The organism is Flavobacterium sp. AC267 (assembly GCF_979258715.1).
Genome location: NZ_OZ409875.1, coordinates 2,147,097 through 2,167,673 on the forward strand (window position 1 = coordinate 2,147,097; position 20,577 = coordinate 2,167,673).

Consider the following 20,577-nt stretch of genomic DNA (forward strand, 5'->3'; position numbering starts at 1 on the left):
GTATTTTAACTTTTTTCGACAGAATTTTCCTCGTGGTTTTAAAGCTAAAAAACAGGCTAGTTTTTAGTTATTAATAGATTACAGATTTCGTAAGGTTTGCCTAAAAGTTAAATTGATTCTTGGTAAAACATCGCGCGCTGTTTTTGGAACTTGGTGCTCGCCAAAAACTATTTGTTGTTCCAGACATCAATAAAAAAGAACCATGATGCGGCGGAATTTCGACCTGCGGAATTTCCTTGCTGTATTTATGACGAAGCCTGAACATTCTAGTTTCTCCAAAAGTTACCGAAGCAATAACTGGGTTAGGCCCTGTATTATGTTCTTTGTCGCTGTGCCAGCCCACGCCGTCATTTCCGTTTCGATATAAATTTAAAAGAAGACTGTTAAAATCGAGCTGTGTTTCTTTTTCTACACGTCCTCTAATAGTCAGCAATTCATACGTCCAGTCAGGACCGTTTGGATCTGCACCGGGATTATCTTTGTCTTCGTACCAAGAAATCATTCGAGGAACCGTGTACGTTTTGTCATAAATTTCCATTTCATGTTCTCTCCATTTGGTTTTACGAAGAATCCTTTCATAAAAGCGATCCGATTCTTCTTTGTTAAAAAAGTTATCAATCAAAATCAATTCAGAATCAGGGATGTCAAATACTTTTTTTCCTGCCAAACCTGCTGTAAATAATTCGGTGTCGTTAAATAATGTCATTTTTCCATTCATATTTTGTCAATTTCAATCCATACAGGCGCATGATCGCTTGTTTTTTCCCAGCCTCGCACATGACGGTCAACACCGCCGGAGCGGAGTTCTTTTGCTATTTGCGGACTTAGTAAAAAATGATCAATTCTCAATCCTGCATCTCTTTCGTAAGCATTTCTAAAATAATCCCAAAAAGTGTAAATTTTTTCATCAGGATATAATTTTCTAATTGCGTCTGTCCATCCCTGCGAAACAATAGTCGCAAACGCTTTTCGAACTTCGGGCAGGAAAAGCGCATCTTTTACCCATTTTTCAGGTTTATAAACATCCAATTCTGTTGGCATTACATTAAAATCTCCCACAAGAATCACAGGTGTTTTTAAACTTAACAATGTTGCGACACGTTCGGCTAAACGATCAAACCATTTTAGTTTATATTCTAATTTTGGTCCCGGCGCAGGGTTTCCATTTGGAAGATACAAACAGGCAATCACGATTCCGTTAATCAAAGCTTCTATATAACGACTCTGGACATCTTCTTTATCACCAGGAAGAATTCGCGTAACTTCTTCAATTTCCATATTACGGGCAAGAATAGCAACACCATTCCATTGTTTTTGCCCGTGCCAAATAGCATTATAACCAGCATCATTAATTGCTTTAATTGGAAATTTATCCTGTGGTGCTTTTAATTCCTGAAGGCAGACAATATCTGGAGCGACTTCTTCAAGCCATTGCAGTAATACATTAAGACGTCCGTTGACTCCGTTTACGTTATATGTTGCTATTTTCATGGTACATTTAATTAGTTGGATATTAAATTTACTGATTATTAAGCATTTAATTAGATATGTTTTTATATTCTTATTTCAGAAACTGTTTGTTAAAGAAGACTTTACCTGGGTATTTTTCTGCGTAAGCAAAAATCAATTGCACCATATATTGATTGCTTTTGTACTGCGTGACATAGTTTTTTACTTCTGATGCGTCATGAATTGAAACATCTGTCGGGATATGTCCCATTCCATAAAAATGACCGTTTTCAATCCAAATACAGTCGCGTTCGTCTTTGGTTCTTCCTTTGTCTATAATTGCAAAAGTGGGTCGGTTGCTTAATAAAAAATCAATAGCATTGTCGACTTGTTCGTTATGAAGCGAAACTTCCGGAAGATCCTTTATGTCTTTATTCTGAAAAAGTTCTCCCTCTTCTGGTCTGGAATATTTGCAGAATCTTTGATCAATTTCAAATTGTTCAGCCAGACTTCTCAGTAAATCTATCGCGTTATACAAACTATTAAATTCATGAATGCAAGTCTGAAATTTGGTTAATTTTCCAACGGCCAAATATTTATATCCGTTTCTTGCTTCATATTGATAAATGCCGAATTTTGCTTCAAAACGTTTTAATGCTCTATTATAAGTTGGCCAAAGCTGTTTTATTTCAGTACATTCTAGTAAAAGTGCCATTAATTCGGTAGCACAAACTTCAAAGGAAATACCATAAATATCCCTTAAAAAATGCTGTCTTTGCGGATTGATTTTATGACCGCTAAAATGAGAAGCTACCCGTTTTTTTAAGTTGATTGCTTTTCCAACATAAACCACTTTTTTCTGCTGATTATAAAAATAATAAACACCTGGTTTTTCGGGTAAATTATTAAAATCTTCCGGTGGTAAATTTGGGGGTAAGCGCTGATCTTGTGAAGTCATTTTGACCATTTTCGCTATTTCGCCTTCATTGTCCCATTCGAGTAATCGGGAAAATAATATTGCGGTAGCATCTGCGTCTCCGCCAGCTCGATGTTGATTTTCTAAAGGAATGTCTAACGAATAGCAAAGTTTCCCCAAGCTGTAAGATGTCAATCCTGGTTTAATTTTTCGTCTTGCGCGAACGGTGCACAGTTTTCTTGCTGTCCACTTAAATCCTGCTTGTTCCAGCTGATGGCGCACAAAAGAATAATCAAAGTTTACATTATGAGCCACAAAAATACGATCAGTAAGCATTTCCAAAACTTTCTCTGAAATGTCATCAAAAACAGGTGCATTGGCGACCATTTCGTTATTAATACCCGTTAAGCCAAAAATAGACAAGGGTATATCTTTTTCTGGATTTACAAGCGTTTCATAACGGTCTATTACATTTTTACCATCATGAATTACAATGGCAATTTCTGTAATGCTATCGCCACTGGCATTCCCGCCTGTGGTTTCGATATCTACTATTGCATATTCCGTATTTTTCATCTCTTTATTATAACGCAAAACCTCTTTTTGTTCTTGTAAAATCATCGTGGTTATTTTTGAAATTTCATTCGGTGTCTTGGTAAATTGATTTCATGTCCCTGCGGATACGGTTCCCGATGCGTCGAACTCACATCTTCCTTAATTTGATGCTGGGTTTTAAATTGATCTTTAGCATCCATATAACGCGGATCTGGAATAAAAGGCATTTTTGCCATTTTGATAATGGTAATTGTCGGGAAATGATAATCGACTTCTACATTTCCTAAAAGCAAATAACAGCCTCCGCCCTGAAAAGGATATTCTGCCAGACAATCAGGAAAATGTGCCGTATCAAAATAAGTACCTTGGTGATCGATCCATGTGCCGAAATACATGTTCCCTTTTTTGGTCGGAACTTGTTTTCTGGAAATTAAATACGCCAGCATTTTAACCTGTTTTTTATGATACGCGACTAAATCCTTTGCCATAATATCGCCGCGGTATTTAATCTGAAGCAAATCAAAAACAGTACACGAAACAGGAAAACTCAACAATTCGATTTCGTCAAAAGCATCTTCAAAAACAGAACGGTCTAAAGTTGGGAGTTTATATTCTTTAACGGGTTCCTGCAAAAGCATTAAACTTCTGTTTTCGGGTTTGAAATTGTTTAAAAGTAAACTCGCAATAACCAAAAGCTGATTTTTGGTTTTTCCTGTAAAACGAAAAGCATCAATAAAAATTAAAATTTTAATGCTCTCAATCCCGATCGGAATTCGGTTGATAAAATCTTCCAAAGAAAGATAAGGACCGTTTTTCTCCCGATCTGATTCAATCAAATTCGCCGTTTTCGATTCTAAACCCTGCAAATGCATAAAACCTAAATAAATATCATTTCCATAAACCGTGGTTTGATATTCGCTTTTATTCACACACGGATTTAGGATTGTCCCGCCAGACATACGCGCTTCGTGTACATAAACTTCGGTTCGGTAAAATCCGCCCTGATTGTTGATGACCGCCACCATAAATTCAACAGGATAATTAATTTTGAGATACAAACTTTGGTAACTTTCTACCGCATAAGAAGCCGAGTGTGCCTTGCAGAATGAAAATCCAGCAAACGATTCAATCTGACGGTAAATTTCCTGACTTAGCGCTTCTGGATGTCCTTTTCTGGCACAAGACGCAAAGAAATTATCTTTTACTTTTTGTAAAGCTTCTAGAGAACGTCCTTTTCCAGACATGGCTCTACGCAAAATATCGCCATCAGCGACCGGAACGCCTCCGTAATGCTGGGCAATTTTAATGACATCTTCCTGATAGACCATAATTCCATAAGTTTCGCCAAGATGCTCTTTAAAAACCTCATGAAAATACTCGAATTGATCCGGATAATTATGGCGGAAAATGTATTCTTTCATCATTCCGGATTGAGCAACTCCAGGACGAATGATGGAAGACGCGACCACTAACACTTTATAATTATCACAATTCAATCGGCGTAATAAACCGCGCATGGCTGGACTTTCGATATAAAAACAGCCAATTGTTTTGCCTTGTGCCAAATGAATATTACATACAGCTTCATTTTTAGAAATAGAAGTATCACGAATATTTAATTTAATTCCACGGTTTTTTTCGATCAGTTTTACACTGTCATCAATATGTCCAATCCCACGCTGACTCAGAATATCAAATTTATCGAAACCAATTTCTTCGGCAATATGCATGTCAAAAAGTACGATTGGAAATCCTTTTGGAGGCATTTCCAAAGGCGTGTAATTCGTAATGGGATCTTCAGAAATGATAATCCCACAAGCATGCATACTGCGTTGGTTGGGGTATTTACCCATCATCATGCTATATTTCTGTACCAAGTTCACGATAGAATTGGTTTCGTGTAGTGCCATCGGATTTTTAGCCAGCATATCCAATTCTTCTTTTGGAAGGCCAAACACTTTTCCGACTTCTCTGTAAATAGATCGATGTTTGAATTCGACATTAGTGCCACAAAAAGCAACATGATCACGACCGTATTTATCGAAGATATATTCTAAAATGGTGTTGCGTTCTTTCCAGCTCCAATCGATATCAAAATCGGGTGGACTTTTTCGATTTAAATTTAAAAAACGTTCAAAATACAAATCGAGTTCGATTGGACAGATGTCGGTAATTCCGAGGCAATAGGCAATAATGCTGTTGGCACCGCTTCCGCGCCCGATGTGCATAAATCCCTGACTGTTGCTGTATCGGATAATATCCCAAGTGATTAAAAAATAGCCGCTAAATTTTAATTCGTCAATAACTTTTAATTCTTTTTCTACACGTTTTCGAGCAATTTTGTTTTCTTTTCCATAACGCCATTCAAAACCTTTTTCGGCCAATTCTGTTAGTTTTTTGAGATCACTTTCACGGCTTCCGGTAAAGAATTTTTTATTTCTTTTAATTGAAAAATCATATTGAAAATCACAGGAATCGATTATTTTCTGTGTGTTGGCAATAATTTCAGGATATTTTTCATAGAAAGGCAAAAGCGATTCTAAAGGCGACATTTTTTCAGAAGTTCTGCAATAATCAGCTTCTGTCAATTTTGATAAAATAATATTGGTATCAATCGCGCGAAGAATTTTATGCAGGTTGAATTCTTTTTTATTTCTAAAAGTTACCGGTTGAAGCACCACCATTTTAGAAATTTGATTTTTATGTTCTGATGTAAAAAGCTTTGAAACTTCATCTGTCCGAATACCGATAAATTCATTTTCACGAAGTGTTTTCGGAGCATTTTCTAAAGTATAAATCACAAAAACCGATTCGAATTCGGGAGCAATCAAAGGCAAAGCTTCGTCGCTGAAATTATAATCTGTTAAAAACCGATTCATTTCAGCTAAACCTTCCACATTTTTAGCCAGACCAATATATCGAAATTGATGATTGCATCTAAATTCCATTCCAATAAGAGGTTTGATTTCGACTTTTTTGCATTCTCTTATAAAATCATAAATTCCGGTAACGGTATTAATATCCGTCAATGCCATTGCTTTTATGTCATTCAAAACAGCATAGTCAACCAGTTCCTTAAGTGGAATTGTGCCGTAGCGTAGTGAATGGTATGAATGACAATTGAGGTACATGATTATTTTTTGCGTTTTAAAATTTCATCTTTATTATTTGGTTTAAAATGAGCTCCGGCGCAGCGCATTACGGCATCAAAACCATATCGGCTTTTCATTTTATCCATTGTCGCATAAAGCGAAAGCATTTCCTGAGTATCTTCAAAAAGATCAATTTGATACGTACCGCGCACGAGTCCGCTAAAGCGAATGCCAATCAAACGAAGACGCATACGGCGCTGATACAATTTCTCAAAAAGCTCCATTATATTTTTGGTTAAAATATGATCTGCAGAAGTGTATGCTACTCTGCATTGTTTGGTTTCAGTATCAAAATTGGCGTAACGTATTTTAACTGTAACTGTTGAGGTTAACCATTGTTCTGAGCGAAGCTGAAAAGCCAGTTTTTCGACCATTCCCAACAGTACTCTTTTGAGTTTTTCAATATCAATCGTATCCTGAGAAAAAGTATGCTCAGTAGAAATTGATTTTCTTTCGGTATACGGCTCAACAGGAGTATGATCGATTCCGTTGGCTTTTTTCCAAATGTCAATACCATTTTTACCAATCATCTGCTGTAACACTTCGGGAGGCATTTCGGCTAAAGTCTGAATTTTACGAACACCAATTCGCGATAAAAGCTGAAAAGTTACAGCACCAACCATTGGTATTTTTTGGATAGATAACGGATTTAAAAATGCTTGTACACCTTGTTCTGGAATTTCTAGATTTCCAACTGGTTTGCCTTCGCCGGTAGCAATTTTAGAAACCGTTTTATTAACAGATAATGAAAAACTAATAGGAAGTCCAGTTTCCTGAATCACTTTTTGTGCCAATTCATTTGTCCATTTATAACTGCCGTGAAATTTATCCATTCCAGTAATATCCATATAAAATTCATCAATACTGGCTTTTTCTAAAACAGGCGCTTTTTCCTGAAGAATTTCAGTAACATCATGTGATAACTGAGAATATAATTCCATGTCACCTTTCATAACTTTTGCGTCTGGGCAAAGTTTCAGTGCCATACGAATAGGCATAGCAGAACGGACTCCAAATTTACGGGCTTCATAAGAACAAGATGCGACAACACCACGATCTCCACCGCCTATAATAAGCGGAATATCATTGAGTTCAGAGTTGGTGCGTCTTTCGCAGGATACAAAAAAGGTATCCAGATCCATATGTACAATTGCCCTTGCCATTTTTCCTTTTTGTTTTTGTATAAAGCAAAATTAGTACAGACGATAACAATTTTTTGTATATTTGCTGTTCCAAATTATAACAAATTAATTATGTCCTTATTTTCAGACAACATCAGAGCATTAAGGGTTAAGCATAAAATATCGCAGGAGAAATTAGCTGGAAACCTAAAGATTACCCGAGGTAGATACGTTAAATACGAAGATGGAACCTCCGAAGCGCCGTATGACATTTTAAAGCAAATCGCCTTATATTTTCATATGAGTATCGATTTACTATTATCTGTCGATATACGTAAAATCAATATAGAAAACCTGATCAAATTAGAAGGCAACCGACTTATTTTACCCATACAAGTAGATAGTTTTGGGGAGAATTATATCGAAATTGTCTCTCAAAAAGCAAAAGCAGGATACCTCAACGGTTATGCCGATCCAGAATATATCGAAAGTTTACAGCAGGTTTCGCTTCCGTTTTTAGGACCAGGTAAACACCGTGGCTTTCCCGTAGAAGGAGATTCGATGCTGCCGCATGAAGATGGTTCTATCATTATTGGCCGTTATGTCGAAAGGCTGGGCGAGGTAATGGATGGAAAAACCTATATTCTGATTACCAAAAATGAAGGTATGGTTTACAAACGTCTCAATAAAAATAAAAAAAACACCTTAGTTTTAGAATCAGACAATAGTTTTTATCCGAATTATGAAGTGAAAGCTTCTGATATTCTTGAGATTTGGGAATACGAATGCAATATCGGCCGATCTGACAAAAAGCAACAGCTTTCTGAAACTGAAAGTATGAAAGAATTGCTTTTGGAAGTAAAAAAGAGAAGTTATGGAGATTAAGAATAATACTTCGAATACGTAAAAGTTCTCATTTATCAGTCTAAGTGAAGTCGAAGACGTTGTAACGATGAGGTCTTCGACTTCATAAGACAAACAGTATGAAATAATAATTGTAATATTATTTTACTTTTCTCTTTTTATCACTTTGACGATTGTCCCAAAAAGATATAATTTCTATTTGATTATAATTTATTTCATAAAAAATCAAATAGATTTTCATTGGAATAACTCGGGTAATTTTATTTGAAGTGAGCCTTCCTATAAATTCATTGTTTGAAAGGGTTTCCAGTAAATCTTCAACTTCTTCAAGAATTTTTAAACTATAATCTGAATTTTCATTCCGAAGAACATAAAATTCAAGAACATTAGAGAACTCAAGTTTAGCAAGTTCCGACCAGATTATTTCTTTTTTAGCCATTCTCTCATCTCTGAAATTACGTCTTCATTTTTATGAAACTTGCCATTTTTTATCTGATTTCTGCTCGTTTCAATAGAAGATTCCTGTTCAAGATTTAATTCATATAGAGATTGTTCAGAAGAATCAAAAATAGTTTGAAGAGCTTTTAAAAAATTCATGTCTTTAGAATCTCTAATTCTAGAGATTAAATTTTCCTTTATTTGCGCTGTCATGTCCATATCAAATTCTTTTAATACTCAAAATTAAAGATTTATTTTTAAAAAGATGTAAATAATTTAGACTTTCAACGAAAACCAAAACATACTTCCCAATCCTAAATTACTCTCAACCCCAACATTTCCATTCTGCGCTTCAATAAATTCTTTGCTAATTGCCAAACCCAATCCGGTTCCAGATTTCTGACTTCCCGGAACCTGAAAATATTTATCAAAAACTTTGTCTTTATATCTCGCGTCAATTCCTTTTCCAGTATCGATCACCTGAAATACAATTTGATTGTTTTCATTTTTTAGTTTGATGATAATCGTGCTTTTTTCAGAAGAATACCGAATCGCATTCGATAAATAATTAATCAAAACCCAGCCTGTTTTTTCACTGTCAGCTTTTACGTCTTGAAGGTTTTCATCGGCATTAATAACCAATTTAATTTGCTTTTGATCGGCTTGGACTTTTACGGCTTCAACAGCATAATTTACAATTTCGTGTGGATTGCTTTTTTCGATATTCAGCTGAATATTTCCAGTTTCTAATTGAGATAGATTCAATAATTCGCCTGTGATTTTTAATAACCTTTGACTATCATCTTTTATACTTTCGACCAATTGTTTCTGATCGTCGTTCATGTCGCCCGTTTTGGTATTTTCAAGTAATTGAAGACTTAGTTTAATAGACGCAATTGGAGTTTTTAATTCGTGTGAAACCGTAGCAATAAAATTGGTTTTGGCAAAATCCAGTTCTTTAAAAAGCGTAATATTTCGCAGAATAATTACATCGCCAATATTGATTTCTTTTTCTTCTCCCGTTGGAATTATCGTAATATTCAGAATCTCTTTTTCGAAATAACTTTCTTTTCCGTGTGCGTAAATTTTAAGCGGTTGTTTTTTAGGAGTTTCTGTATCTTCTTTTAAAATTAAAGAACGAATTAAATCATTCGATAAAGCCAAATTTGAAGCCGATTTGCCAACAACATCTTCTAATTTTAGACCAATAATTTTTAAGGCTTCGTCATTAGCAAACAAAACGATATTTTCATTATCCAAACCAATGATAGGATCGTGCATATTATTGATTAAAGTTTCCAAACGTTTCTTTTCGAAGAATAATTTATACAAATTACTATCATTATATTCTTGAAGTTTCTGCGCCATCGTATTAAACGATTTGGCTAAATCTCCATATTCGTTATGATTGGTAAAATGTACCCGTTCTGAATAGTTTTTATTGGCGATTTCCTTAATACTCATCGTCAATTCTTTTATCGGATTGGCAATATTATTCGGCAGATTAACCAGTAAATTAAAAGCAATCAAAAAGCATAAACTTCCCACAATCGCAATCCATAAATTAGCATTTTCGGCAGTAAGTTTTGCAATGTCACTTTTCTGTTTTATCGCATCCAGATTCAGCTTCATAATCGCAAAAATATCTTGTCTAATTTGCGCTTTTATGGTTTCATCGGAGTCGCTTTTTTCTAAAAACGAAAAATCATTTTCAAGTTTTGCGGTTGCCTCTTTTTCGCCGGGTTCGGTAACATTTAGAGTTTGCTTTTCCAGATATTCTTTAAAAGTTTGAATCTTATTATCAGGATTGGCTTTAATTTCATCCAAAGACAAAATCATATTTCGGGAATATTCCAGCGTATTATAATTCGCTTTCAGAATATTTTCGGTATCCGCTTTTATTAAAAAAACAGAATACCCACTCACTAACGAAAGTATAATGATCATCAAAAATAATAATCCAACACCCAGATTTAATTTGGTTTTAATTCTCATTTTATAAAACATTTAATTTTTTTTGAACTTTTTTGAACCATATAAGTGATGTAAGAAAATAGTAGCATTGCGTTTTTCTAACCGCAAAGAGCGCTAAGGTTTACGCAAAGTTTATTTACTAAGCTTTGCGAACCTATGTGTTATATGCAAAGCTTTGTAAATAAAAAGAACTTAGCGCTCTTTGCGGTTAAAACTTTTATCGTTCCTACATTAAAATGAACTTATATAACTTATATGGTTTGAAAATTTTCACGAAAGTATAACAAGATCAACATTTGATAACGACAGTTTGTTTAGCAAACGTCTAAAAATTGTTGTAGACAAAATTACTTTAAATAAATTCAAATGAGGTTTTCCAATGCAGACAGTTGTAATTTGTTTTTCTTCAACGGAAATTAAGATCGCATCGGCAATATTTTTGTTTTCCAATTTAATCACTTCTGCGCCTAATTGCACGGCAAGCTTGAAATTATTAATCAAATGCCGCTGTTTGTCTAAAGCAATTTTTGTACTGCTTTCCTTCGGCGTTTCTACATACAAAACATACCAGCTTCCATTATAATAACTCGCCAATCGTGCGGCTTTTCTAATTACAATTTTTGCCGTTTTATCATTACTGCTAATACACGCCAAAAGTTTCTCATGGCGTAAAGCGTGAAGTTGCGGAACTTCATTTTCAACCTTTCGAACCACCTGACTGGCGACTTCTTTCAAAGCCAATTCACGCAATTGCAGAATTTGTTCCGATTTAAAAAAGTTAGTCAAAGCCGTCTGAATTTTATCTGGAGTATAAATCTTTCCTTCTTTCAAACGCGCAATTAAATCTTCCGAAGTCAAATCGATATTGACGACTTCATCTGCCAATCGCAAAACATTATCTGGAATTCGTTCCTGAACATCAATGTTTGTAATACGTTTTACAGCCGAATTTAAACTCTCAATATGCTGAATATTAACCGCCGAAATCACATTTATTCCAGCTTCTAAAATTTCTAAAACATCCTGCCAGCGTTTTTCGTTTTTGCTTCCTTCCACATTTGTGTGTGCCAATTCATCTACAATAACTACTTCAGGACGAAGATTAATTATAGCTTGAACATCAAGCTCTTCTAATTCTTTTCCTTTATAGAAAATTGTCCGTCGCGGAATCACAGGCAAACCCGCCAATAATTCATGCGTTTCTTTTCGCATATGCGTTTCGATGTAACCAATTTTTACATCGATTCCGTTTTTCAATAACGAATGCGCTTCCTGAAGCATACGAAAAGTTTTGCCCACACCGGCGCTCATTCCAATGTAGATTTTAAACTTTCCCTTTCGTGATTTCTGAATTAAATCGAGAAAGTGCTGTGCGTTATTTTTCTGTTCCATATTTTTTGCTTTAAGCTATAAGCCGTAAGCTTTAGGCAGTATGACTTTTAAAAAGCCTATTGCCTAAAGCTTATAGCTTAAAGCTAAAAAAGAAATCGCCAGCGAAGTTGTTACAAACGTATTCGTATCCGTTGGAAGATTATCTTTTGTGAAGATTTCATCTTTGCTCGAAAGATTTCTGGCTTCAATTCTAAACATTACATTATCAGTAACTAAGTAATCAAAGTTAGCTGAAAATCCGTAAGTTTTAAAACCATTTGGCGTTTCAGTCGCGATAATAACGCCTTTTTCGTCGCTATAATATTCACCGCGCGCCGCAAGCTGAATTTTATCCGTCGGTTTGTATTGCAAGATTAAAATTGGCGAAAACCAAGTGTCGTATTTGTTGCTGTCTTTAGCCGATTGCTGTGATCCAACATCAAAACCAGCTGTAATATTTGTTTTTTCCGTTACTTTAAATTGTCCATAAAAGTTGTTGAAATAACGCCATTTTTTGTCGATATCCGGCTGTTCATTTCCAACATAAGTGCTCCAGTTCAAAACCACTTTGTCCGATGGTTTGTACGTAACTTGAGTCCCAAAAGCTGGTGTTTGATTGCCTTCGACTTTCTCAATTCGGCGCCAGCCGTTTAAATACATTCCCGCCAAATACCATTTTCCAGATTTAGAAGTGTAACCAATTTTTACTCCCGTTTCATAATAAGGAGAATTCTCAGCCAGAATACTTCTCGTTAAAGTCTGACAGTCTTTCCCAATTGCGCTTTCAAAACCAATATGCGAAGGCATAATTCCCGCATCAATCCACAAATTATGATTGGAAGAAATCTTTACACCAACATTTGCTTCGTAAACATTTTTCAATAAACCCTGTTCGGCGACCATATTATATTCAGCATAAGTTCCTGCCATCAAAGCGAAATTTCCCCGAATATTCTCTTTCGAATAATTCACTTTTGCCATACCCAAATTCAGATTTACCTCGTTGCTTTTATTGTAGCTATAAAAAAATCCCGGACGTGTATGATCTTCCGGTTTTCCGAAATCATAACTATAATAAGCGTCTACATATCCTGAAAACGTAAATGGACTTTTTGATTCTTCTTGTGCGTGTAAGTTGCTAAAACCAAAAGCGATTAAAGCAGTAAGTATTATTTTTTTCATTTTTGTGGTATTCAATTATTTATTAGTAGATTTTTTAGGAGCTAATCCCGCACCCGAGCCTGAAAGTGCGAATTGGCGAAGCAATCCGTTTCAATCTTTTGTGCCTCCCGAAGCCTCGGGACCGGCACAAAAGGATTTCCACTACTATCGGGGCTAGGGCATTTGGGCTAAAAAGGCGTTTTTGTATTATAATATTTTCATATCCTAACAGGTTTCCAAAACCTGTTAGGTATTATTGTAAGTTTAGTTTTTCGATTCCAATTCTCGCCATTTTTTGTCATCCTGAGGAACGAAGGATCACACTAGGAGCTCGACAAAGATTGGCGATCATGCAGATGGAGTTTCTCGTGTGATCCTTCGTTCCTCAGGATGACAAACTCTGTGGTTACTTCATGATTATAGTTGATGTCGATTTTCATACCTACAAAGTTTTGAAAACCTTGCAGGAGAAAAACTTAGAATCTCAGTATCTCAGTATCTCAGTATCTCAGAACCTTAGCATCTTTAGCGTAGCGCATCTAAAGCCACATTCAATTCTAAAACATTAACCGTTTCAGGACCAACAACAGCCGTATTAATTTTAGATTCCACCAAAGCTTTTACTTTAGCTTCAGCTAAATTTCTTTCTTTAGCAATTCGTTTTACCTGAATCAAAGCGCCTTGAGGAGAAATATTCGGATCCAATCCACTTCCCGAAGCCGTAACCATATCTGACGGAATCTCCCATTTTTTCAGGTACGGATGAACAAGTAAAAGCGTATCAATTCTTTTTTGAACTAGAGCCAAATAATCTGCATTACTTGGTCCTTTGTTGCTTCCGGCACTTCCTGCAAGCATTATAATCCACAGCCGAAGGTCTTCCCCAGAAATAATTCGACTTATCGAATTTCTGACCAATTTTTTGGTAACCAACCACTTTTCCGTTAACCGAAATAGTTTCTCCTTTTCCTTGATTTGGAGCAATTTGTGCAATTCCGTAGATCGCTAAAGGATAAATAACCGCAAACAGAATTAAAGTAAGTACGGTAAGTTTTAAAAGTGAAAATATTGTTTTCATTGTTTTTTGAGATTCTAAGGGACTAAGTTGCTAAGGTTCTAAGTTTTTTTTAGAAAACTAGCAATCCAAAGTCTTTGTTTTTAATTTGAGCTTTGTAAACCTGACAGGTTTAATTTTACATAAAAAGAGCTACAACCAAATCAATTAATTTAATTCCGATAAAAGGAACAATCAATCCGCCTAAACCATACATCAAAAGATTTCTTTTAAGGATTGCACTTGCTCCAATTGGTTTGTAATCAACGCCTCTCAACGCAAGCGGAATCAAAATAGGAATGATAATCGCATTGAAAATTACAGCCGATAAAATAGCACTTTCCGGACTATGCAAATGCATAATATTTAAACCTTGCAAAGCAGGAATCGCTGTAATGAAAAGCGCGGGAACAATAGCAAAATACTTCGCTACGTCATTCGCAATTGAGAACGTCGTTAAAGTTCCACGAGTCATTAAAAGTTGTTTTCCAATTTCAATAATCTCAATTAACTTCGTTGGATCATTATCAAGATCGACCATGTTTCCTGCTTCTTTTGCGGCTTGGGTTCCGCTGTTCATAGCTACACCAACATTCGCTTGCGCTAGGGCAGGAGCATCATTGGTTCCGTCGCCCATCATCGCAACAAGTTTACCTAAGTTTTGTTCGTTTTTGATGTAGTTCATTTTATCCTCAGGCTTTGCTTCGGCAATAAAATCATCAACACCTGCGGCTTCTGCGATAAATTTCGCTGTCAGTGGATTATCTCCAGTAACCATCACCGTTTTTACACCCATTTTTCTCAATCGGTCAAAACGTTCTTTCATTCCCGTTTTAATGATATCCTGCAATTCGATAACACCTTGAACTTGGTCGTTTTTAATAACCACTAATGGCGTTCCTCCGTTTGTCGAAATGTCAATTACTTTTTGAGCCGTATCTTCCGGAAATGAATTCCCAGCTTGAAGTGCAATGTTTTTTGCAAGCATCCTGAGCACCTTTTCTAATATTGGTTCCGTCTTTTAAAACGACTCCAGAAGTTCTGGTTTCTGCGGTAAATTTGATAGTATGTGAAATATTTTCTGTAAAATATGAAATGTCTTCTTGCATTTTACCATTTAAATTGATAGTATTACTCAATTCAATAATACTTTTTCCTTCTGGAGTATCATCTGCAAGCGAACTCAATACGGCAGATTTTATAAAATCATCCAAGGAAATTCCTTTGGTTGGATAAAAATTAGTTGCTTTTCTGTTTCCAATGGTGATAGTTCCAGTTTTATCCAAAAGCAATACATCAATATCTCCGGCAGTTTCAACCGCTTTTCCAGATTTTGTAATTACGTTTGCACGCAAAGCCCTGTCCATTCCCGCAATACCAATTGCTGATAATAAACCTCCAATTGTCGTTGGAATCAAACAAACGAAAAGTGCAATAAAAGCGACAATTGTAATAGGCGCATTCGCATAATCAGCAAATGGTTTTAGCGTAACACAAACAATCACGAAGATTAAAGTAAACGCGACCAACAAAATAGTCAAAGCGATTTCGTTTGGTGTTTTCTGGCGCTTGCACCTTCAACCAAAGCAATCATTTTATCTAGAAAACTTTCGCCAGGTTCTGAAGTTACAATTACTTTAATTTTATCAGACAGTACTTTTGTTCCTCCAGTTACAGACGATTTATCACCGCCGGCTTCGCGAATTACAGGAGCACTTTCTCCGGTAATGGCGCTTTCGTCGATAGTGGCTAAACCTTCAATAATTTCCCCATCGGTTGCAATTAGATCGCCAGCTTCACAAATGAAAATATCTCCTTTTTTCAATTCTGAGGAACTGATGTTTTTGATTTCTCCGTTAGGTAAAATTTGTCTGGCTGGAGTTTCTTCACGTGTTTTTCTTAAACTGTCAGCTTGTGCTTTTCCTCTTGCTTCGGCAATTGCTTCGGCAAAATTGGCAAACAAAAGCGTTGCTAGTAAAATGAAGAACACAATTAAATTATAAGTAAAACTGCCCTGATTTGTAGCTCCCATTAAAATGGAAACACAAACAGCAAACATAATGGCAGTTCCTATTTCTACGGTAAACATTACCGGATTTTTGATCATCAATTTTGGATTAAGCTTCACAAAAGACTGCGCTAAGGCTTCTTTTACCTGTTTGCTTTCAAACAATGATGCGGATTTATTAGTTGTCATTTTTAGATTATTTTGTTTAACTGATTTAAACACTTAGAGATAAAATTGTAAATACGAATGCTATGAAATATAGCCCGCGGTTTCAACCGTGGGAGCGCAATATATTAACACAATCCTTATCGTCTCCGTGTCTCCCACGGTTGAAACCGCGGGCTATATTGAAATACATTACGTTTTAGATAATTAAATTCTATGTTTCTATGTGTTTAAATTTTCAGCATTGAAAAATGAGTTATTATTTGATTGTAAAATATTCAGCTAATGGACCTAAAGCCAAAGCTGGAAAGAATGATAAAGCGACAATAATTGCAATCACAGCAAAAACCATTATACCAAAAATTGTAGTATCCGTTTTTAAAGTTCCCGCACTTTCAGGAATGTATTTTTTATTGGCCAATAAACCTGCAATCGCCAATGGCCCAATAATCGGAATGAAACGGCTTAACAATAAAACAATTCCTGTAGAGATATTCCAGAACGGATTGTTATCTCCTAAACCTTCAAATCCAGAACCGTTATTAGCGGCGCTCGAGTATATTCGTATAACATTTCAGAGAATCCGTGATTTCCAGGATTGTTTAGCCAGCCTGTTGCATTTCCGCTAAACCAATAACCCATTGCGGTATCATGTGCGACAAAATAAGATGCTAAAGCTGTTCCTGCTAATATCAATAAAGGATGAAGAATAGCAATAAAAGCGGCGATTTTAACTTCCCGAGCTTCAATTTTCTTTCCTAAAAATTCAGGAGTACGACCAACCATTAATCCGGAAATAAATACAGCCAGAATAATGAAAATATAAAAGTTGAGGTAACCCACGCCACAGCCTCCGTAAAAAGCATTGACCATCATTGCCAATAATTGCATCGCTCCAGAAACCGGCATCGCACTATCGTGCATACTATTTACAGAACCTGTAGAAATTACGGTTGTAGCAATACTCCAGAATCCTGAAATTGCGGGCCCAAACCGAACTTCTTTTCCTTCCATAGCTCCAGTTGCCTGAGCGATTCCCATTTTTTCAATGGCAGGATTTCCGTTAAGTTCGCTTGAGATTGTTGGAATTACTAATAGTAAGAATCCAACCGTCATTACACCAAAAATGATATAAGAGAATTTTCTTTTGTTAAGGAAAAATCCAAGTGCAAAAATCATCGCAAACGGAATAATCATTTGCGCCCAAAGTTCAACGGCATTTGTTACATAAGTTGGGTTTTCTAACGGATGTGCCGAATTAGCTCCAAAAAAACCACCTCCATTTGTACCAATATGTTTAATCGCAATAAAAGCGATTGCTGGTCCGCGTGAAACTTCTACGTTATCGCCTTGTAAAGTTGTAATGGCATCTTTTCCTTCAAAAGTCATTGGAGTACCACTGAAAACTAAAACAACAGCAACAATTGCAGAAAGAGGCAATAAAATACGAGTACAGCTTTTGATGAAATTGTTGTAGAAATTCCCTAATTTATCGGCACTTCTTTCTCTCATTGCAGTAAAAACTATTGCGGCAGCGACTATTCCAACTCCAGCTGAAACAAATTGCAGGAACATTAAAACCATTTGAGATAAATAAGAAACACCGCTTTCGCCAGAATAATGCTGTAAATCGCAATTGACTAAAAATGAAATGGAGGTATTAAATGCCAGATCAGGCGTCATCGATGGATTATTATCTGGGTTTAATGGTAAAGAACCTTGAAACATCAGAACAAAAAAACAAAGAAAGAACCAAACCATGTTAATGCTCAAAAGTGCTTTTAAGTGCTGTTTCCAGTTCATTTCTTCATTGGAATTAATTCCGCTGATTTTGAAAATAAATTTTTCAATTGGATTGAAAATTGGGTCAAGAAGTGTTTTTTCTCCCAAGAAAACTTTAGCAATATATTTTCCTAAAGGAATTGCCAAAACAATGGTGAGGATAAAAATACCAATGACGCCTAATAATTCTGTATTCATATATTTAATTTTAGATTGTTGATTTTAGATTTTAGATTTTTTGAGACAATCTTAAATTCTAAAAATTCATTTTTTAAAATTTTTCGGGTTTGATTAATACGTAAATCAAATACACGAAAACGGCGATTGAAATAATAAATAGTGCAGTCATGATTTAGATTTTTTCAAAAAATTCAACAGATTTAAAACAAATCGCAAACAGCAAAACAGCCAATGCGAGTAAAAGAATTGTGATCATATAATTTATTTTAGATTTTAGAGTTCAGATTTTAGATTTTAGATTTTCCGATTAAACAATTAAACAGTTAACCGATTAAACTTTTACACGCCAGACGCATTAACCTGCTTGATATATTCTGCTTTAAGCGTTTGTGGAAAAAGATGTGAAATATTGCAGTGACGCACTTCCATAAAAGAAGAAACTGAGAAAACATAGACATTAGAAATGGCATTTTTAGTTTCGATGCTTCCCGTTATAAACAAACGTTCGGCAAGAGCTAAGCATTTTTTTTGCACGAACGATGTTGCCGGAAATAATAGATTTTTTTGTTATCTCGGCAAAACGTTCCGCTTGTTTGTAGATTGAGGTGACTTGATTTTTCATTTGGATGAAATTTTAATGTTCTTCCTCCTTATGCCAAAATATGTTCCGAAAAAGTCAAGTTACAGTTAAAGTGCTGTCAATAAAAGGAATGTGTTTTTGTGCCAAAAAATACGCATAAAAAAAGCTTATCATTTTGATAAGCTTTTCTCGTTTTGATATGTTATTGTCAAGCTCCGGAGGAGCGAAATATTTATAGAAATAAAGAATCATAGTCATCAGAGCCCCAAGCGGGGTGAAATATTTTTTTGGATTGCGTAGGTGTCGCTCCTCTGGAGCTTTACATCATTGGCAATAAATAATTCTATAAATATTTCGCTTCTTTTGAAGCTTTAAAAATTGAATTTGACATTGTTATTTTACTTGAAATTTGGAATTTAAATTTTGGAATTTTCAATCCCATATTCTTCCAATTTTCTATATAAAGTCGCAATTCCAATTTCCAACAATCTGGACGTTTCCGCTTTATTGCCTTTAGTATAATTCAAAACCTTTTGTATATGAAGTTTCTCAATACTTTGCATAGAGAAAGCCGACATAGATTTGGTAGGTTTTTCTGGCTGATCTTGCATTTCATAAGGCAGAACATCTGAAGTTAAAGTATCTCCATTACTCAAAATAACCGATCTTTCGATGATATTTTTAAGTTCGCGAATATTTCCCGGCCAAGAATAATTTTCTAATTTCTCCAGAAAATCATCGGCTATATTTAAAGTTTTTTTATTTGTTTTTTCAGAAAATTGCTTGACGAAATAATTCGCCAATAGTGCAATATCTTTGATTCTTTCTTTTAGAGAAGGCAATTTTATTTCAAAGATATTCAAACGGAAATATAAATCAGAACGGAAACGATGTTCTTCACTTTCTGTTTTTAAATCTCTATTTGTGGCGGCAATTAATCTGAAATTTGATTTTCTTGGCGTGGTATCGCCAACCGGAATATATTCGGAAGTTTCTAAAACACGTAATAATTTAGCCTGAAGATCAATTGGCATTTCACCAATTTCATCCAAAAATAGAGTACCGCCATTGGCTTCTTCAATAAAACCTTTTTTATCTTTTAAAGCTCCGGTAAAAGCACCTTGTTTGTGTCCGAATAATTCACTTTCAAGAATTTCTTTACTGAAAGTACTACAGTTTAGCGCCACAAATGATTTGCCAACGCGAAGGCTGTTTTCATGAATTGCCTGTGCAAAAACTTCTTTTCCAGTTCCAGTTTCGCCGGTTAGTAAAACTGTCGAATCTGTTTTAGCGACTTTTTGTGCGAGATCAATAACCTGTTCAATTCCTTTTGATTTTCCTATAATGGTATTGAAAGAATATTTCTTGCCAATACGTTTTTCGAGCTGCGCACTTTTTTCTGCAACTGTACTTTTTCTACCGCTTTATAAAGAAGCGGAATAATTTTATCGTTATCATCGCCTTTTACAATATAATCAAAAGCACCATTTTTCATGGCCTGAACGCCGTCTGGAATATTTCCGAAAGCGGTTAGTAAAATAACTTCAATCAAAGGAAAACTGCTTTTTATGTTTTGCAGAAAATCAACGCCGTTTCCATCAGGGAGTTTTACATCACACAAAACCACATCAATATCAGTTTGTTCGAGTTTTTTAAAACCTGATTTTAAATCTTTGGCTTCAAAAACTTCAAATCCTTCCGATTTTATAATACGTGCCAGCAGACTTCTAAGTTTTTCTTCGTCGTCTATAATTAAAATTTTGTGTGTCATTTAAGGAAAAAGCTAGAAACGAAATTTATTTTCGTG

Annotated in this window: 13 protein-coding genes and 4 pseudogenes; 1 reads left to right on the forward strand and 16 read right to left on the reverse strand. The window is 35.4% G+C overall.

The window, feature by feature from the left end:
• Window positions 1-100 precede the first annotated feature (100 nt).
• The 5 genes from ACZZ95_RS11035 to dinB form a co-directional block, all read right to left on the reverse strand.
• Window positions 101-718, reverse strand: a complete 618-nt coding sequence (locus ACZZ95_RS11035; protein ID WP_463469044.1) for an alpha-ketoglutarate-dependent dioxygenase AlkB family protein — start codon at window positions 716-718, stop codon at window positions 101-103.
• A complete protein-coding gene (xth, locus tag ACZZ95_RS11040; protein WP_463469045.1) occupies window positions 715-1,491 on the reverse strand; it encodes an exodeoxyribonuclease III in 777 nt (258 codons plus the stop codon). Before xth ends, ACZZ95_RS11035 begins: the two co-directional genes overlap by 4 nt.
• A gap of 70 nt (window positions 1,492-1,561) precedes the next feature.
• Window positions 1,562-2,941, reverse strand: coding sequence for an exonuclease domain-containing protein (locus ACZZ95_RS11045; RefSeq protein ID WP_463471658.1), 1,380 nt, complete (start codon window positions 2,939-2,941; stop codon window positions 1,562-1,564).
• Window positions 2,942-2,991: 50 nt separating this feature from the next.
• Window positions 2,992-6,051: a DNA polymerase III subunit alpha gene (locus ACZZ95_RS11050; RefSeq protein ID WP_463469046.1), complete on the reverse strand. Its 3,060-nt coding sequence runs from the start codon at window positions 6,049-6,051 to the stop codon at window positions 2,992-2,994.
• Window positions 6,052-6,053: 2 nt separating this feature from the next.
• Complete coding sequence (gene dinB / locus ACZZ95_RS11055; RefSeq protein WP_463469047.1) at window positions 6,054-7,235, reverse strand: DNA polymerase IV; 1,182 nt, start codon at window positions 7,233-7,235, stop codon at window positions 6,054-6,056.
• A 90-nt stretch (window positions 7,236-7,325) separates the two neighbouring features.
• Between dinB and ACZZ95_RS11060 the strand changes: the two genes are divergently transcribed.
• The gene (locus tag ACZZ95_RS11060) at window positions 7,326-8,078 is read left to right on the forward strand and encodes an XRE family transcriptional regulator (protein ID WP_463469048.1); all 753 of its coding nucleotides are present in this window, start codon (window positions 7,326-7,328) and stop codon (window positions 8,076-8,078) included.
• Window positions 8,079-8,196: 118 nt separating this feature from the next.
• On the opposite strand, the gene ACZZ95_RS11065 is transcribed toward ACZZ95_RS11060, so the two are convergent.
• From ACZZ95_RS11065 to ACZZ95_RS11115, 11 genes and pseudogenes are all read right to left on the reverse strand, one after another.
• Window positions 8,197-8,496, reverse strand: coding sequence for a type II toxin-antitoxin system RelE/ParE family toxin (locus ACZZ95_RS11065; RefSeq protein ID WP_095954846.1), 300 nt, complete (start codon window positions 8,494-8,496; stop codon window positions 8,197-8,199).
• Entirely contained in the window at window positions 8,478-8,714 is a 237-nt protein-coding gene (locus ACZZ95_RS11070) for a hypothetical protein (protein WP_095954847.1), read from the reverse strand. Before ACZZ95_RS11070 ends, ACZZ95_RS11065 begins: the two co-directional genes overlap by 19 nt.
• A 57-nt stretch (window positions 8,715-8,771) precedes the next feature.
• The gene (locus tag ACZZ95_RS11075; protein WP_463469049.1) at window positions 8,772-10,490 is read right to left on the reverse strand and encodes a HAMP domain-containing sensor histidine kinase; all 1,719 of its coding nucleotides are present in this window, start codon (window positions 10,488-10,490) and stop codon (window positions 8,772-8,774) included.
• A 249-nt stretch (window positions 10,491-10,739) separates the two neighbouring features.
• Entirely contained in the window at window positions 10,740-11,861 is a 1,122-nt protein-coding gene (locus ACZZ95_RS11080; protein ID WP_463469050.1) for a sensor protein KdpD, read from the reverse strand.
• Between the two features lie 63 nt (window positions 11,862-11,924).
• On the reverse strand, window positions 11,925-13,022 hold the full coding sequence (locus ACZZ95_RS11085; RefSeq protein ID WP_463469051.1) for a porin: 1,098 nt from the start codon (window positions 13,020-13,022) through the stop codon (window positions 11,925-11,927).
• Window positions 13,023-13,526: 504 nt separating this feature from the next.
• Window positions 13,527-14,079, reverse strand: a pseudogene (locus tag ACZZ95_RS11090) (K(+)-transporting ATPase subunit C).
• Window positions 14,080-14,194: 115 nt separating this feature from the next.
• Window positions 14,195-16,252: pseudogene (gene kdpB / locus ACZZ95_RS11095) on the reverse strand (potassium-transporting ATPase subunit KdpB).
• A gap of 235 nt (window positions 16,253-16,487) precedes the next feature.
• A pseudogene (kdpA, locus tag ACZZ95_RS11100) lies at window positions 16,488-18,208 on the reverse strand (potassium-transporting ATPase subunit KdpA).
• Between the two features lie 73 nt (window positions 18,209-18,281).
• The gene (gene kdpF / locus ACZZ95_RS11105; protein ID WP_073099479.1) at window positions 18,282-18,359 is read right to left on the reverse strand and encodes a K(+)-transporting ATPase subunit F; all 78 of its coding nucleotides are present in this window, start codon (window positions 18,357-18,359) and stop codon (window positions 18,282-18,284) included.
• Between the two features lie 170 nt (window positions 18,360-18,529).
• Entirely contained in the window at window positions 18,530-18,724 is a 195-nt protein-coding gene (locus ACZZ95_RS11110; RefSeq protein ID WP_463469052.1) for a DUF7674 family protein, read from the reverse strand.
• A gap of 462 nt (window positions 18,725-19,186) precedes the next feature.
• Window positions 19,187-20,541: pseudogene (locus ACZZ95_RS11115) on the reverse strand (sigma-54-dependent transcriptional regulator).
• Window positions 20,542-20,577 lie beyond the last annotated feature (36 nt).

Coding starts and splice junctions, on each gene's coding strand:
- ACZZ95_RS11050 (WP_463469046.1), bottom strand. CDS start 6,051: ATGTACCTCAATTGTCATTCATACCATTCACTACGCTACGGCACAATT.
- ACZZ95_RS11080 (WP_463469050.1), bottom strand. CDS start 11,861: ATGGAACAGAAAAATAACGCACAGCACTTTCTCGATTTAATTCAGAAA.
- dinB (WP_463469047.1), bottom strand. CDS start 7,235: ATGGCAAGGGCAATTGTACATATGGATCTGGATACCTTTTTTGTATCC.
- kdpF (WP_073099479.1), bottom strand. CDS start 18,359: ATGACTGCACTATTTATTATTTCAATCGCCGTTTTCGTGTATTTGATT.
- xth (WP_463469045.1), bottom strand. CDS start 1,491: ATGAAAATAGCAACATATAACGTAAACGGAGTCAACGGACGTCTTAAT.
- ACZZ95_RS11035 (WP_463469044.1), bottom strand. CDS start 718: ATGAATGGAAAAATGACATTATTTAACGACACCGAATTATTTACAGCA.
- ACZZ95_RS11045 (WP_463471658.1), bottom strand. CDS start 2,941: ATGAAAAATACGGAATATGCAATAGTAGATATCGAAACCACAGGCGGG.
- ACZZ95_RS11060 (WP_463469048.1), top strand. CDS start 7,326: ATGTCCTTATTTTCAGACAACATCAGAGCATTAAGGGTTAAGCATAAA.
- ACZZ95_RS11085 (WP_463469051.1), bottom strand. CDS start 13,022: ATGAAAAAAATAATACTTACTGCTTTAATCGCTTTTGGTTTTAGCAAC.
- ACZZ95_RS11065 (WP_095954846.1), bottom strand. CDS start 8,496: ATGGCTAAAAAAGAAATAATCTGGTCGGAACTTGCTAAACTTGAGTTC.
- ACZZ95_RS11070 (WP_095954847.1), bottom strand. CDS start 8,714: ATGGACATGACAGCGCAAATAAAGGAAAATTTAATCTCTAGAATTAGA.
- ACZZ95_RS11075 (WP_463469049.1), bottom strand. CDS start 10,490: ATGAGAATTAAAACCAAATTAAATCTGGGTGTTGGATTATTATTTTTG.